Here is a 15,346-nt window from a genome sequence, read left to right as displayed (position 1 = left end):
GAGCGCAATAAAAACACTTTAGGGTAGTGATAGTTATGAAGAAAAAAATTTTATTCGTTATAGATTCGCTACAAAGTGGAGGGGCTGAAAAAAGTTTGGTTTCTTTACTTTCCTTATTTGATTATACGAAATATGAAGTTGATTTGTTAATGTTCTCTGCTAGTGGATTGTATTTACCATTACTTCCAAAACAGGTAAACATTTTAGAAGTCCCGACAATTATTAAAAGACAGGCTGAGAAATTTAATTATTTAATCAAACATAAATACTTTAAAGAGTTATTTCTTAGAGTTGGGGCTTCTATATCTCTTAGAAATCCATACATAAATAAAAAATTACATGCAGCTCAAGTAGTTTGGAGATGGGTGTCTAAAGGGATGGATAGTTTAAAGGGGACATATGATGTTGCCATAGCTTATAGTCAAGGAATGCCAACATATTTTGTGGCAAATAAGGTTTACGCGTGCAAAAAAATCGCTTGGGTGAATACGGATTATAGGTTAGCTGCATATAATAAAGATTTTGACTTGAACTATTATGAGGAATTTAATGAAATAGTAGCTGTTTCCGATGGTTGTAAGGAAGTATTGATTCAAGAAATTCCTAAAGTAGAGTCGAAAATTCAAGTTGTCTATGATATTATATCGCCGACATTAATTAAATCGATGGCAAATGAGAGTGGAGGATTTAGTGATCAGTTTGAGGGATTACGAATATTAACGATTGGTAGGTTAGTCTATGAAAAAGGATATGAATTGGCCATAGAAGCTTGTTATAAATTGAAGCAAAAAGGGTATAGATTTAAGTGGTATGTAATTGGCGAAGGAAATCTACAAAGAGAACTCGAGGATAAGATAAGTAAATATAATTTACACGATACTTTTATATTATTAGGTACTTACAAGAATCCCTATCCCTTTATCAAACAAAGTGATATCTATGTACAACCCTCTAGGTACGAAGGATTTGGCCTGGCAATAGCAGAGGCTAGAATATTTCAAAAACCTATAGTAGTAACCGACTTTGTTACAGTTCATAATCAAATCAAACATAGAGAGAATGGTTTAATAGTAAAGATGGATTCGGAAGCAATATATGAAGGAGTGAAAGAAATTATAGAAAACGATTTGCTAAAAAAACGGTTATTTGAAAATTTAAAGAAAGAAAAGGTTGGAACGGAAGAGGAAATTGAGAAGATATATGCTTCTTTCGATTAAAGGATTTTATAAATAGAAAGAATAGGGGAACTATGAAAAAGAAAATACTTTTTATGATAATAAATATGAATATAGGTGGTACGGAGAAAGCCTTATTAAATATGCTAGCAGAAATCCCAAAAGAAAAATATGAAGTGACAATTTTAATGTTAGAGAAAAAAGGAGATTTTTTAAATTTTATTCCAAAGGGGGTTCGTATTGAGTATGTAAAGGATTACGAGGAAATGCAATATATATTGAATAAACCAACACGATTAGTTATAGCAGATTTTATAAAACAAAGAAAAATTGTAAAAGCGCTGCAACTGGCCGTGTTGTACGTAATCTCTAAGATTATGAAAGAACGGAGTGTTATTTTTAAATATTGTTTACAGAATTATGAAGGTGCTTATAAAAATTATGATATTGCTATCGCTTATGCTGGACCGATGGATTTTATTAGTTACTTTGTAGCAAATAAAATAGAAGCCAGACGAAAGATTCAATGGATACATTTTGACATTGAAAAAATATATTTTAACAAATACTTTGTTAATAAAGTATATAAAAAATTTCAGCATGTTTTTGTCGTTTCGGATTTAGGAAAGAAAAAACTTAATCAAAAGGTACCGGAATTAATTAATAAGACAGAGACATTTTTAAATATTATTTCACCTGAAATGATAGCAAATATGGCGAGTGAAGGAGTTGGATTTACGGATGATTTTAAAGGAATAAGAATCCTTACTGTTGGTAGATTGAGTATAGAAAAAGGACAAGATTTAACAATATCGGTGTTAGCAAAACTTAAAGAAGCTGGCTACAATGTTAGATGGTATTGTATAGGTGATGGAAAGGAAAGAGCATTGTATGAAAAGCTTGTGGAAGATTACGATGTTCAGGACGATTATATATTTTTAGGATCAGTGTCCAATCCCTATCCATTTATGAAACAATGTAATATATATGTACAGCCGTCCCGATATGAGGGATACTGCATAACGCTTGCAGAAGCTAGGTGTTTTAATAACCCAATTATTAGTACAAATTTTACAGGAGCAAGTGAACAAATCATTCATAACCACAATGGATTAATTGTTCAATTTGATGAGCAGCAAATGTATGATTCTATTGTACAAATATTAAGTGATAAATTGCTGGGTGGACGGTTGAGAAAAAATATAGAAAAAGAAGTGGTAGATACGAGGGAAGAGTTGGAAAAGTTATATAGAATAGTAAACTCTAATATGTAACTTGTTTTAGAAGGTATTATTTTCGTATTACAAAAAAATTGGCGGCTCATTATTATAAATTATGTTGTTTGGAAAACATCTTTAGGAAGGTGTTTTTTATTTTGTTATACAACTTTTAGGTGATATAAGGAGATTGTTATGAAGAGAGTGCTTTTTATGGTAAGTAGTATGAATATAGGTGGTGTAGAAAAATCACTTCTTTCATTGTTATCTGTAATCTCGAAAGAAAAGTATGATGTTACAGTATTGATGCTAGAGAAACGAGGGGGGTTTTTGAAACAATTGCCAAGTTGGGTAAAGGTAGAAGAAGTTACTTGGTTTGAAAATATTAAACCTATAATTATGCAACCACCAAAGAAAACGATTAAAGAGTACTTTGAAAATGCAAGGTATATTAAGGGATTAAATTTTTTACGCACTTATGTGATATCCAAAAAATTAAAGGATAGATATATTTTCTATAAAGAGGTGTTTAAAGATATTCCGCATAATAAGAATCAATATGATATTGCAATAGCATATCAAGGACCTACTGACATAATTGATTATTATATAGTTAATAGAGTAAATGCAGAAAAGAAAATTTCTTGGATACATTTTGATGTGTTTCAACATCAAATTAATACAAAGTTATATGAGAAATTATATGAGCAGCTGGATAATATATTTGTAGTTTCTAAAGAAGCACGAAAACATTTAATAGAGAAATTTCCTAAAGTAAAAAGTAAGACAAGTGTCTTTTTAAATATTGTACTTCCAGATTTAATAAATGAAATGGCGAAAGAAAAAATAGAATTTGATAATGGATATGAAGGTATGAAGATAGTAACGGTAGGTAGACTTTCAAAAGAAAAAGGCCAAGACATTGCAATTAAAGTTTTATCAATGTTACGTAAAGAAGGATATGAAGTACGATGGTACTGTATTGGAGAAGGAGAGAATAGAGCGTATTACGAGACACTAATAGGTAAATATAATCTAAAAAAGGATTTTGTACTATTAGGATCGACACATAATCCATATCCCTATGTAAATCAATCAGATATATATGTTCAAACTTCTAGGCATGAAGGGTACTGCCTCACATTAGCTGAGGCGAAATGCTTAAAAAAACCTATTGTAACGACTAATTTTACAGGGGCATATGAGCAAATAAAAGATGGATACAATGGTTTTGTTGCTGAGTGTAATGAGGAAAGTCTATATAACAAGATTAAATATCTTTTGGATCAACAAAGAGTGCGTGAAGAGGTAACGACTAAATTGTCAGAAGAGAAATTTAATAATTTAGAAAAGGTAAATAGTTTTCTGAGTTAATTGCAAATGAAAGGGTGCAATTATGAATCCTAAAATTAGTATTATTGTTCCAGTTTATAAAGTAGAGCAGTATATCCATAAATGTATAGATTCTATATTAAAGCAAACGTTCAAAGATTTTGAGTTGATACTTGTTGATGATGGATCCCCTGATAGTTGTGGTGAGATTTGTGATAGGTATGCGATTCAAGATAGCCGGATTAAAGTAATTCATAAGGAGAATGGTGGTTTATCTTCTGCAAGAAATGTTGGATTACAAATAGCGCAAGGAGATTATATAGGGTTTGTTGATAGTGATGATTGGATAGAAGTGGATATGTATGAATTGTTATATGGTATGTGTGTAGAACAGGATTGTGATATAGCTATTTGTAGTAGTGAAATTCATTACAATGATAAAACAGTAATTTCAAGCAATCATCCGTTTGTTATTCATAATAGAAATAGTGCGATGAAAGCGATGTTAGAAGGGAATCTATATGATGAAGTTGTGTGGACGAAATTGTTCAAAAGGAAATTGTTAAAAGATATTAAATTTCCAGTAGGTATGTCATATGAAGATACAGCATTTACGTATAAAGTTATTCATAAGTGTAAAAAAGTATGTTTTATAGGAGAACCTAAATATCATTATATAAAGCGTGATAATAGTATGATGGATCAGGCTGTAAAAGAGATTAAGATTGACTCAGTCTTAATTTATGATGAGATGTGTAGTTTTATGGAGCGATACTATAAGGAGCTATATAACCTAGTTATATTAAAACTAGGAAATTGCTCGATGGTAGTTTTAAATTTAATATTAGCGAATGGAAGGCTTGCTGAGCATAAGAATAACTATTATAAGGTTACTGGTATATTGAATCGTTATTTTTATAAAACAATACGTTTAAAAGAGTATGGGAAAAGTGTAAAGTTTTTATTGTTGGCGACCAAGCTACATCCATTATTGTATAAATTTTTAATTAATAATTTTGCAAAAAGGGGATAGGTATGAAGAAGAGGTGGCTGTAGCTGGGATTTTAAAAGATAGGAGTGAGGGATATCCAGAATAATACAATTTAAATATTCACCTATTGATAGTTTAGTTTAACTTATGAAGGGGTTTAATCATGCGAACGATGCATTCAATCAAGAATATATCAATAAGTATACTTTCTCAAATGGTTATCGTTATTCTAGGGTTTATATCTAGGAAAGTTTTTTTAGATAGTTTAGGAATAGAGTATTTAGGGATAGATGGCTTGTTAATTAATATTTTATCTATGTTAGTGTTAATTGAAGCTGGTATAGGAGCGAGTATAGTATACAATTTGTATAAACCATTGGCAGAAAATAATCAGTATAAAATTATAGCCCTTGTTCAATTATATAAAAAAATTTATCAGATTTTAGCGATCATTATTTTAGTAATAAGTGCTATGATATATCCCGTCTTAAGTCATTTAATGAAAGATGGGGAGTCTATATCGAATGTTGCGATAATCTATTCGATATTCGTGGTGAAAAATGTCGTTACCTATTTAAATGCTCATAAGAGGTCTTTAATACAAGCTGATCAAAGAGGATACGTATTGGCTAGGGTGGATCTCTTATTCCAAGTGGTAACTACAATATTTAAAATATTTATACTAATGTACACAAAAAATTATATATTGTATTTAATTATAGAGTTGAGTATATATGTAATTCAAAATGTCGTAAACGGTAGGATTGTGAATAAAAACTATTCTTATATAAAGACGAAAAAGAAGTATTCTATAGATAATGATACGAAAGAAAAATTAATTATAAATGTAAAGGCGATGTTTTTGCATAATATTGGAGGATATATTGTATTTGGAACGGATAATATACTGATTTCATCTTTTATAGGTCTTGCTACGGTCGGGATATATTCGAACTATACAATGATAATAAATCAATTAGCAGCTGTAGTAAATCCTATATTAAATGGTATTGAAGCAAGTGTAGGAAATCTAATCGCAACTGAGAATAGTGACAAAAATTATGCAATATTTAAAGTGACATATCTAGTGAATTTTTGGATCTTTTCTTTTTGTACCATATTTTTATTTAATCTGTTAGAGCCATTTATAGGGTGGTGGCTTGATAAGAAGTATTTATTAAATAACATAGTTTTTGTAGTGATACTCATAAACTTTTATATAACAGGGATGCGAACCGCAATAGCCATTTTTAAAAATAAAGCAGGATTATTTGTACAAGATAAGTATATTCCATTAGTTGAAGCGATAATCAATTTAAGCTTATCTATTCTATTAGCTAAAATGTTTGGATTGGTAGGTATATTCATAGGAACGGCGATTAGTACAATTGCTACTGTACTTTGGATTCAGCCTTATATTGTATATAGAAATCTTTTTAAGAAATCAGTTTGTAAGTATTTTACAACATATATATTTTATGTATTTTTAACTGTCGTGACAGGCTTTATTACTACAAGTATATGTAATTATTTTATAGAAGGTAGTACCTTTATTTCGTTAGTTGGAAAAGGTGTGATTTGTTTATTAGTACCAAATGTAATATACGTTTTAATTTTTTATAAAAGTACAGAATTTCAATATGTAAGGAATATATTTAGTATGATGTTTTTACAAATTAAAAAGAAAAAAAACGTTATTTAGGTATAAAAAAGTATGGACATTATACTGATTTGAATTAATAAGAAAGTATAATATTGTAGAAACCTGATTTTAATTAGAAAACGTGAAGCATTAGCCCTAACATAATATTTATATCACGCATAGTATTCTATTAAAGGGATACTTATGTAGGCAGAATATAAAATGTTTATCCCAATCTACTGATATAAGTTTGAATTTTCTGGTGAAATTCAGTTTGCATCTTAGTTGGAGGTTATATATAAATCATGGCAAAATTTCAGGTGACATGTGTTTTAAAAAGTAATCTTCCTGTGTTAAGCGAGGGAGAATTTTGTTTTTGTATAGATACTAGTGAGTTATTTATTGGGACGAAAAAAGGGAATGTAAAAGTATCAACAGAGAATAAATTTGAGAGGTTAGTAAGTAAAATTAAAAGCAATACATTTGGAGGTTTTACTTCCAGAAAATCACTGATTGGAGAAACAGAATCTGCTAATGTGGTTTCGGGCACGTATGTTCTTGAGTTAGAGAGATGGAATGTTAAAAATGATGGAACGGACGCTGATAATACTTCTAAAGGGATTAATAATGCATTATTATGGGCATCTCAACAAGGGTTTATAGAAGTTGTTTTACCCCCGGGGACATATTTAATTGATGAAAATACACCAATTGAGCCACAAAGCTTTATGACTTTAAATTTAGGTGGATCAACTTTAAAAATAAGAAGTAATGGATTAGTTAAATATGCAATCGTACGATATCAAAGAAATCAAAAATTTTCTCGGGTTACCAATGGAAGAGTTGAAGGGGATAAAGATACACACGATTATACAACGATTCCTCATACTCATGAATGGGGATATGGGATTGAAGTAGGGAATACGACTCCTGCTGAGGGGAGTAATATGAATTACATTTCAATAGATAATATGGAAATTTTGAATTGTACTGGCGATGGTATAGCGATGGAAAGTACATGGGGACAAATTGGAGAATATGATTTTGCTGGTACATTTGAAGTGGGCGGGATTAGTGATGTCAATGGTGCCCTAATAGTAGATGATAATAAAATTAGATCGAATTTAAAAATAGATTTACATCATGATAGCATTATAAAGTGGGGATATTTCGGTTTGTATGGAGATGGCTATGGTGGAATTGGTTCAGAGATATACACAGAATTATATGATGTGTTGTTTTATAAGGCTGATAATACTTTTGTAACGGCTGCTAAGAGAGTAAGGTTTTTTGAAGAAGTGAGTGTTCCGAAAGAAGCAGATTATGCGAAAATAGTTCTTCACCAAGGTGAAATACCTACGGAAAATGGTTGTAAAATAACTGTTAGAATTCCGGAATTCTCTAAAAATGTCTTTGTTGAAAAATGTAAAATACATGATTGTAGAAGACTTGGGATAAGCGTATCTGGAGCGAAACAAATTTACATTAGAGATTGTGAAATTTACAAAATGAAAGGTACAGCACCTCAGGGAGCAATAGATATTGAAGATGGATATCTATTAAATCAATATATAAACATTGAGCGTAATAATATATATGATAATCAAGGATATAACATTGTTGTAGTCGGTGGTAGATATATTAATATTATTCAAAATAAATTAGCTAATAATTCATTAGTAGTGGGCGAAAATGTAGAGAAAGTGATTATAAACAATAACCACTTAAGGGAAGTAAGTTGTGTTTTAAGCGGAGAAGTAACTTTTACAAATAATCAAATGTATGCTACTCGAGTCACGATAGATCAAGGAGACAAAGAAGCGCTTATTGGTAACTGTATTTTCCATAATAGTGCGTTATTAATGGGAAGAGATAAAGCGTATTGCATTCAAGTTAACCAATGCGAATTTTTTAGTGATCAAGATTTATTTCATTCATTTTCACAGTTAGGTTCAATAATAGGTTTCTCAGCAGAACCACAAACTATATCAGATTGTGTTATTAAAGGAGGGGCTGTAGAGGGTACAAGTTTAACAGGTGTATCACCTGGTATGAAAAATGGATGGAGATTAAATAATATTTCTTTTATAGATACGAAACACCCGCAAGGAATCATTACGAATTTACCGCCAGGAGTATATACGGGATGCAAATTTGAGAACAGCGGTACAATATCATTTGTTACAAAAACGCCTCAAGCAGAATATGAATTTAATGGATGTTCATTTAGTTGGGATGCGTATAATCTTTTTACTGTTGAGTCTTCTCAAAGGATAGCGATGCTAAAAGTGAAAAATAGTAATTTTAGAGGGGGAAGATGGGGCTCAGCATTTTTTTTGTGGGACATTGGGGGAAGAATCGAATTTAATAATAATGCATTCGAATACCTTAATTCGGAATCGACAGACAATATAATTAATTTTTGGAATGAAACATTTACGAGTGAGTTTATGTTAATAGAAAATAATATATTTAGGTCAAATAAAAACATGATAGGCTTGAATGCAAATCAGATTTCATCCTCAATCACTTTGATTTTTAAAGATAATATTGTGGACACAGTAGTTATAAAGTTAAGGGATGAACATATAAAAAAGGATAATTATATTAATGGCGTCTTTGATCCTTCCGTGTAAAGTTATAGGAATTAATGGAGTAACAGACACTTCCTAAGTAGTGATACCGCATGGAAATAGTTACATGAGTTAGTTATGTTAACCTATTTGATGAGATAGAATGAATGATAGATAACGTAATTAAACAAAACAAGAGGCAACTAAATTTAGTTGCCTCTTGTTTTGTTTAATTGCATATAAAGTTTTAAAAGGTTAGGAGTATTAAACATAAATAGGTAAGGGAGGATAGTACATGAAAAGAATTTTTGATGTATGTATTTCTTTATTGTTATTATTTGTATGTTTACTTCCTATTTTTGTTGTAGCAATTTTAGTTAGGATGAAATTAGGATCTCCTGTACTGTTTACACAACAGCGCCCAGGACAACATGGAAAGCCGTTTAATCTTTATAAGTTTCGAACGATGCTAGATAAGAAGGGTAGTGATGGGGAATTACTTCCAGATCAAAATAGACTGACTGCTTTTGGGGCAATTCTTCGAAAATATAGTTTGGATGAGTTACCCCAACTTATAAATGTTGTAAGGGGGGATTTAAGTTTAGTAGGTCCACGACCATTATTGATGGAATACTTACCCCTATATTCTAGTAAACAGGCTAAAAGGCATAATGTAAAACCGGGAATTACGGGATGGGCACAAATAAATGGTAGGAATTTGATTACCTGGGAAGAAAAATTTGAATTGGATGTATGGTATGTGGAGAATCGCTCTTTTTTATTAGACTTGAAAATAATTGTACTTACAATATTAAAAGTATTTAAAACAGAGGGAATAAACCATGTAGGGCATGTGACAATGGAGCGATTTACTGGAGGGAAAATAGAAATAAAGGGGGAGGGAAAATGAAAATTTTAATAATAGGATGTGGTGGGCACAGCAAGGTTGTGAGGGATATAATTTTATCAAATAAAGGATATGAAATAGTCGGTTATTTAGATGATTTGTATACAGGTATAAATATTGTAGATAATCTTTATTTTGGAGCAATTGCAGATGCAAGGGAAATTATCAATAATTTTAATGATGTAAAGCTCGTTATTGCTATAGGAAATAATAAAATTAGAAGGGAAATTGCAGAAATATTAAATCAACAAAGTAGCATATATGCTACTTTAATTCATAAAACAGCCATTATAAGTTCAAATGCTTATATAGGAAACGGAACGGTAATTATGCCAAATGTGGTTGTTAATGCGGATACTTTCATCGGTAACCATACTATAATAAATACGGGCTCAATAATAGAACATGATAATATAATTGATGATTTTGTTCATATTTCACCACATGCTACGCTTACAGGTTCTGTCACTATAGCAGAGGGGGCACATATAGGAGCATCAGCTACTATAATTCCAGGTGTTCAAATTGGTAAGTGGTCAATTGTTGGAGCTGGTTCTGTTGTCATAAATGATTTTCCATCTAATTGTACTGCTGCTGGTATTCCAGCCAAAGTTATTAATGTAGTAAATTAAGAGGAGATGAAGAATGATGATAAAAAATAAGGAGAAAATCTATCTTTCCTCTCCACACATGAGTGGAAATGAACAAAAATATATTAAAGATGCCTTTGACTCAAATTGGATTGCACCTCTTGGTCCAAATGTAGATGAATTTGAAAGAGAGCTTGCTTCTTTTGTAGGAGTTAAGGGTGGGGCTGCGGTTAGTTCGGGTACGGCTGCCATTCATTTAGCTTTGCGATTATTAGACGTTCAAAAGGGAGATACAGTATTTTGTTCAAGTTTCACTTTTGTAGCGAGTGCGAATCCGATTGTTTATTTGGGAGCTGAACCGGTATTTATTGACTCAGAACCGGAAACATGGAATATGTCACCACAAGCTCTAGCATTTGCGTTGCATGATGCTAATAAAGCAGGGAAATTACCGAAGGCTGTCATTCTTGTTCATTTATATGGTCAGAGTGCTAAGGTAGATGAAATTCTTTCGCTTTGTAATCAATATGATGTTCCTATAATCGAGGATGCAGCAGAATCTTTAGGTTCTACATATAAAGGGAAAGCAAGTGGTACATTCGGGAGGTTTGGGATTTATTCATTTAATGGAAATAAAATTATTACAACTTCAGGCGGCGGAATGCTAGTTTCTGATGATGTGGAAGCGTTAGAAAAGGCGAGATTTTTAGCGACACAAGCAAAGGATCCAGCGCCACATTATGAGCATAGTAAGGTAGGGTATAATTATCGAATGAGTAATATATTGGCTGGTATTGGAAGAGGACAATTAGAAGTGTTAGAAGACAGGGTGAGAGCTAGAAGATCTGTATATAAACGGTATTACAAAGAATTATCTCTCATACCAGGATTTTATTTTATGCCTGAATTAGAAAATACCCGCTCGAATCGTTGGCTTACTACATTGACAATTGATGAAAAGGAATCCGCGATCTCTAGTGGAAAATTATTGAGAACTTTAGCAGAAGAGAATATTGAAGCACGTCCTATGTGGAAGCCACTGCATTTACAGCCACTCTTTAAAGGTAAGAAGTATTATCCGCATAGCAAAAATGAAGATATGTCGCAGTACCTATTTCAAAGCGGAATTTGTTTGCCTTCAGGATCTAATATGTTAGAAGAAGATCAACAAAGGGTAATTCAAGGTATTTTAAAAGCTGTAGAATGGAAGAAGTAAAAGAAAAGTGAGTGAAAGTGGAATTAGATGTGTATACGTACCACAAATTGTTCTTTATAATGAATTTTTTTAGGCGATCAGTTTTAAAATCCATAAAAAAGAGAGGATTATGGATGTTGAATATCTATGTATTAGTCTAAAAGTAAAGTAAGGCATGTAATTGAGAAAATAAATAATTTCGTTCTTAAAAAAGAATGAAAAAGAGGGAGGGTTAACGAATTTAATATGTAAATAGTATTTGTAGTAATTTTCTATATATTAGGAGGGGAAAATGAGCGCTATAACTGGCATTATTCACTTTAATAATGAACCTATATCAATTGAACATGGCACACGATTAATGAGTGACTTACGAAAGTACCCTGCTGACGATATTCAAATATGGCACAAAGAAAATATTTTTTTTGGGTGTCACGCACAGTGGATTACACCAGAGTCAGTTGGTGAACAACTACCCTTTTATAATTATGAAAAGCAATTGACAATTACAGCGGATGCTATTATTGATAATCGTGATGAGTTATTTGAAAAATTACAAGTGGATTATTCAGATCGGAAAAATATGGCAGATAGTGAGTTAATTTTACTCTCTTATCAGAAATGGGGAGAAGAGGCTCCAAAATATTTGGTAGGCGATTTTGCCTTTATGATTTGGGATGAAAAAAAACAAATGCTTTTTGGGGCCAGAGATTTTTCGGGAAACCGGACGCTTTATTTTTATCGTGGTGAGGAAAAATTTGCTTTTTGTACTATTATAAAGCCATTATTTACTCTACCATACGTTGAAAAACAATTGAATGAGCAGTGGTTTGCTGAATTTTTAGCTATACCTGTGAATTTCGAATCGGTAGATCCTTCTTCAACAGTATATAAAACTATTGAGCAAATCCCACCTTCCCATTCTGTAATTGTGAAAAATGGGAAAGTGCAGTTAGCGAGATACAATACACCAATTACTGGAGAAAGGCTTCAGCTCAAATCAAATGAAGAGTATGAAGAAGCGTTTTTAGAAGTGTATCAAAATGCTATAAGATCACGTTTACGTACTCATCATCAAGTAGGGGCCCATTTGAGTGGAGGACTTGATTCGGGTTCTGTAGTTAGCTTTGCTGCACGAGATTTAAGTGCAACAAATAAACGACTACATACATATAGTTATGTGCCAGTAAAAGGCTTTGTAGATTGGACGCATAGAAGTAGAATGGCTGATGAACGACCTTTTATTCAATCAACTGTACAGCATGTAGGGAATATTAAGGAGCATTATTTGGATTTTTCAGGAAGAAGTCCTCTATCAGAAATAGATGAGTGGCTTGAAATTCTAGAGATGCCATATAAATTCTTCGAGAACACTTTTTGGCTTAGGGGAATTTATGAGAAGGCCCGGTTACAAGGGATTGGGGTACTTTTAAACGGACAGAGAGGAAACTGGACGGTGTCATGGGGCCCGGCTTTGGATTATCAAGCTATGCTTTTGAAAAAGATGAAATTGCGGCGCTTTTTGCACGAGTTATATTCGTATAGTAAAAATATTGGTGTAAAGAAATCGCGAGTATTTTCAGTGGTGAGAAAAAAGACATTTCCATTTTTGAATCGAATGTCTTTATCAAAAAATCAAATTATGTTTCCTAAAATAATAAATCCAGAATTTGCAAATAGAATGAATGTATTTGAGAAACTTCTAGAACATGATGTTGATATAACAGGAACCTCTATAACAGATGTATATGAAATAAAAAAAAGGCAATTTGAACAGTTATATTATTGGAGCATAACTGGTACATACGGATCTAAATTATCTTTGCGCTATTCTTTATGGGATCGAGATCCAACGAATGATTTACGGGTTGTTCAATTTTGTTTAGCTGTTCCAGAGGAACAATACGTTCAAAATGGTGTGGATCGGGCACTAATTCGAAGAGCAACCAAAAATTATTTGCCTGATAAGATAAGGTTAAATCAACTTACTCGAGGTGTTCAAGGTTCTGATGGTGTTTATCGTATGACGCATCAATGGAGTGGATTTATTGAAGAGCTTGAGCAGCTTAGTAAGGATCCTATAATTTCAGAATTCTTGGATATAGAGGTTATTAGAACTGCGATTTCTAAGATTAAAGAAGAACCCCATCCAGAATATGCATTTGATTTGGATTTTCGAATTTTAATGCGTAGTTTAATAGTATATCGATTTATGAAGAAAATTATTTGAAGGGAGGTGACATCATGAAAAAAGATTGGACCACTCCTACACTGGAAGTACTTGATATTAATATGACAATGGCTGGACCGGGACTTAAAACACCGGATGCTGTTCAACCAGATATTGATGAAGTAGTGCACTATAGTTAATTTATCGAGTAGCAATTAGATCTCATGTTTCCTATCCCCCTTATACACTAGAAGTATAAGGGGGATTTGTAAAACAACGTTGATAATTATTTGGAGTGAGAGAGTTGATTAAAACTACAAAAACAAATATGTATAAAGTTTTTGGGCTAAGAGTGTTGAGTGAAATTCAATTGCCAGAATTACCTAGAATTAATGAACAAGAAGAAACGAGGGAAGTAATAATACGAACTGCTGATTTATTTCAGAAATGGAGTGAATTTACTAACACAGAACAAAATTTTGTAGTTGATAAAAACGTAGTTATGATTCGTATTCCTGATACAGCTATATTTTCTATACAAGAAGGAAAGCAAATCATTGTTTCGCCTATGGGGAACACTTGTGAAGATAAGATACGACTTTATATACTTGGAATTTGTATGGGAGCCTTATTAATGCAGAGAGGAATATTGCCTTTGCACGGGAGTGCAATAAATATTGATGGAAAAGTGTATGCTATTTTAGGTAATTCAGGAGCTGGGAAATCAACCCTAGCAGCAGCTTTTTTAAGTAAAGGATATACACTTTTGAGTGATGATGTAATTGCTGTGACAGTTTCAGCAGATAAGACTCCAATTGTGATTCCATCTTATCCGCAACAAAAATTGTGGGCGGAAAGTTTGAATGCTTTTGGAATGGGAACGGCAAGTTATAATCCATTGTTTGAGCGAGAAACAAAGTATGCTGTGCCTGTACAATCTCATTTTTTCTCTGAACCATTACCTCTTGCTGGTGTTATTGAGTTAACGAAAACAGAGGATGAGAATGTTGAATTAATTCGAATGGAAGGACTTGAACGGCTGCGTACATTGTTTTTTCACACGTTTCGTAAGTTTTTAGTTACGCAATTAAAATTGACAGAGTGGCATTTCACTACTTCTACAAGTGTGATAAACAAGGTAGATATGTTTCATTTGAAACGTCCAAATAATAGGTTTACAGCACATGAGCTCGTATCAATTATATTAAAAACTATACATGGAGGAGTAATAGATGATGTATACAGAGAGAATTTCTCTAAAGTGTCAGATTGTCCAAAGTGAAGAGAATATTGTGAGTGATATGGATGGGGAAAAAGTAATGTTAAATGTTCGGAAAGGGAAATATTATAATTTGGGAGAAACAGGGGGGGAAATTTGGGACCTAATAAAAACTCCAATTATAGTTACCGAACTTGTCAGTACATTGTTGTCAAAGTACAACATTGAACGGAGCGATTGCGAAGAACAAGTTCTTTCCTTTTTAGAGTGTTTATTTCAAGAAGATTTAATTCAAATAAAAGGTCAATCTAATAGATAGATTTGTAATGTTAAGA

Annotated in this window: 13 protein-coding genes; all 13 read left to right on the top strand. The window is 32.2% G+C overall.

Going from position 1 to position 15,346, the window contains the following annotated elements; genetic code table 11:
- Nucleotides 1–35: 35 nt before the first annotated feature.
- The 13 genes from MR147_RS12890 to MR147_RS12830 all read left to right on the top strand — a co-directional run bounded on the left by MR147_RS12890 (nt 36) and on the right by MR147_RS12830 (nt 15,330).
- A complete protein-coding gene (locus MR147_RS12890) occupies nt 36–1,217 on the top strand; it encodes a glycosyltransferase (protein WP_074607912.1) in 1,182 nt (393 codons plus the stop codon).
- 32 nt (nt 1,218–1,249) lie between these two features.
- Nucleotides 1,250–2,449, top strand: a complete 1,200-nt coding sequence (locus MR147_RS12885) for a glycosyltransferase (protein ID WP_074533368.1) — start codon at nt 1,250–1,252, stop codon at nt 2,447–2,449.
- A gap of 138 nt (nt 2,450–2,587) precedes the next feature.
- Complete coding sequence (locus MR147_RS12880; RefSeq protein WP_046198995.1) at nt 2,588–3,766, top strand: glycosyltransferase; 1,179 nt, start codon at nt 2,588–2,590, stop codon at nt 3,764–3,766.
- Nucleotides 3,767–3,788: 22 nt separating this feature from the next.
- Complete coding sequence (locus MR147_RS12875) at nt 3,789–4,757, top strand: glycosyltransferase family 2 protein (RefSeq protein ID WP_074607916.1); 969 nt, start codon at nt 3,789–3,791, stop codon at nt 4,755–4,757.
- A gap of 121 nt (nt 4,758–4,878) precedes the next feature.
- Complete coding sequence (locus tag MR147_RS12870) at nt 4,879–6,417, top strand: lipopolysaccharide biosynthesis protein (RefSeq protein ID WP_242304350.1); 1,539 nt, start codon at nt 4,879–4,881, stop codon at nt 6,415–6,417.
- Between the two features lie 245 nt (nt 6,418–6,662).
- A complete protein-coding gene (locus tag MR147_RS12865; RefSeq protein ID WP_242304347.1) occupies nt 6,663–8,993 on the top strand; it encodes a right-handed parallel beta-helix repeat-containing protein in 2,331 nt (776 codons plus the stop codon).
- Nucleotides 8,994–9,225: 232 nt separating this feature from the next.
- Nucleotides 9,226–9,840, top strand: coding sequence for a sugar transferase (locus tag MR147_RS12860; protein ID WP_074607922.1), 615 nt, complete (start codon nt 9,226–9,228; stop codon nt 9,838–9,840).
- Nucleotides 9,837–10,469 (top strand): acetyltransferase, encoded by a 633-nt coding sequence (locus MR147_RS12855; protein WP_000697621.1) that lies wholly within the window; start codon nt 9,837–9,839, stop codon nt 10,467–10,469. The genes MR147_RS12860 and MR147_RS12855 overlap by 4 nt, the downstream gene beginning before the upstream one ends.
- A gap of 16 nt (nt 10,470–10,485) precedes the next feature.
- The gene (locus MR147_RS12850; RefSeq protein ID WP_074607935.1) at nt 10,486–11,643 is read left to right on the top strand and encodes an aminotransferase class I/II-fold pyridoxal phosphate-dependent enzyme; all 1,158 of its coding nucleotides are present in this window, start codon (nt 10,486–10,488) and stop codon (nt 11,641–11,643) included.
- A gap of 271 nt (nt 11,644–11,914) precedes the next feature.
- A complete protein-coding gene (locus MR147_RS12845) occupies nt 11,915–13,852 on the top strand; it encodes a lasso peptide isopeptide bond-forming cyclase (protein ID WP_074607926.1) in 1,938 nt (645 codons plus the stop codon).
- Between the two features lie 14 nt (nt 13,853–13,866).
- The gene (locus MR147_RS12840; protein WP_139302779.1) at nt 13,867–13,992 is read left to right on the top strand and encodes a paeninodin family lasso peptide; all 126 of its coding nucleotides are present in this window, start codon (nt 13,867–13,869) and stop codon (nt 13,990–13,992) included.
- A 104-nt stretch (nt 13,993–14,096) separates the two neighbouring features.
- Nucleotides 14,097–15,074 carry an aldolase gene (locus tag MR147_RS12835; protein WP_080493727.1) on the top strand — a complete coding sequence of 326 codons (978 nt, stop codon included), beginning with the start codon at nt 14,097–14,099 and terminating at the stop codon, nt 15,072–15,074.
- Nucleotides 15,025–15,330, top strand: coding sequence for a lasso peptide biosynthesis PqqD family chaperone (locus tag MR147_RS12830; protein WP_000990395.1), 306 nt, complete (start codon nt 15,025–15,027; stop codon nt 15,328–15,330). The genes MR147_RS12835 and MR147_RS12830 overlap by 50 nt, the downstream gene beginning before the upstream one ends.
- Nucleotides 15,331–15,346: the final 16 nt, after the last annotated feature.

This window comes from Bacillus cereus group sp. BfR-BA-01350 (assembly GCF_022663775.1).
GTDB lineage: Bacteria > Bacillota > Bacilli > Bacillales > Bacillaceae_G > Bacillus_A > Bacillus_A paranthracis.
This window is presented reverse-complemented; position numbering and strand designations above follow the sequence as displayed.

Coding starts and splice junctions, on each gene's coding strand:
- MR147_RS12865 (WP_242304347.1), top strand. CDS start 6,663: ATGGCAAAATTTCAGGTGACATGTGTTTTAAAAAGTAATCTTCCTGTG.
- MR147_RS12855 (WP_000697621.1), top strand. CDS start 9,837: ATGAAAATTTTAATAATAGGATGTGGTGGGCACAGCAAGGTTGTGAGG.
- MR147_RS12885 (WP_074533368.1), top strand. CDS start 1,250: ATGAAAAAGAAAATACTTTTTATGATAATAAATATGAATATAGGTGGT.
- MR147_RS12850 (WP_074607935.1), top strand. CDS start 10,486: ATGATAAAAAATAAGGAGAAAATCTATCTTTCCTCTCCACACATGAGT.
- MR147_RS12860 (WP_074607922.1), top strand. CDS start 9,226: ATGAAAAGAATTTTTGATGTATGTATTTCTTTATTGTTATTATTTGTA.
- MR147_RS12890 (WP_074607912.1), top strand. CDS start 36: ATGAAGAAAAAAATTTTATTCGTTATAGATTCGCTACAAAGTGGAGGG.
- MR147_RS12845 (WP_074607926.1), top strand. CDS start 11,915: ATGAGCGCTATAACTGGCATTATTCACTTTAATAATGAACCTATATCA.
- MR147_RS12870 (WP_242304350.1), top strand. CDS start 4,879: ATGCGAACGATGCATTCAATCAAGAATATATCAATAAGTATACTTTCT.
- MR147_RS12880 (WP_046198995.1), top strand. CDS start 2,588: ATGAAGAGAGTGCTTTTTATGGTAAGTAGTATGAATATAGGTGGTGTA.
- MR147_RS12875 (WP_074607916.1), top strand. CDS start 3,789: ATGAATCCTAAAATTAGTATTATTGTTCCAGTTTATAAAGTAGAGCAG.
- MR147_RS12840 (WP_139302779.1), top strand. CDS start 13,867: ATGAAAAAAGATTGGACCACTCCTACACTGGAAGTACTTGATATTAAT.
- MR147_RS12830 (WP_000990395.1), top strand. CDS start 15,025: ATGATGTATACAGAGAGAATTTCTCTAAAGTGTCAGATTGTCCAAAGT.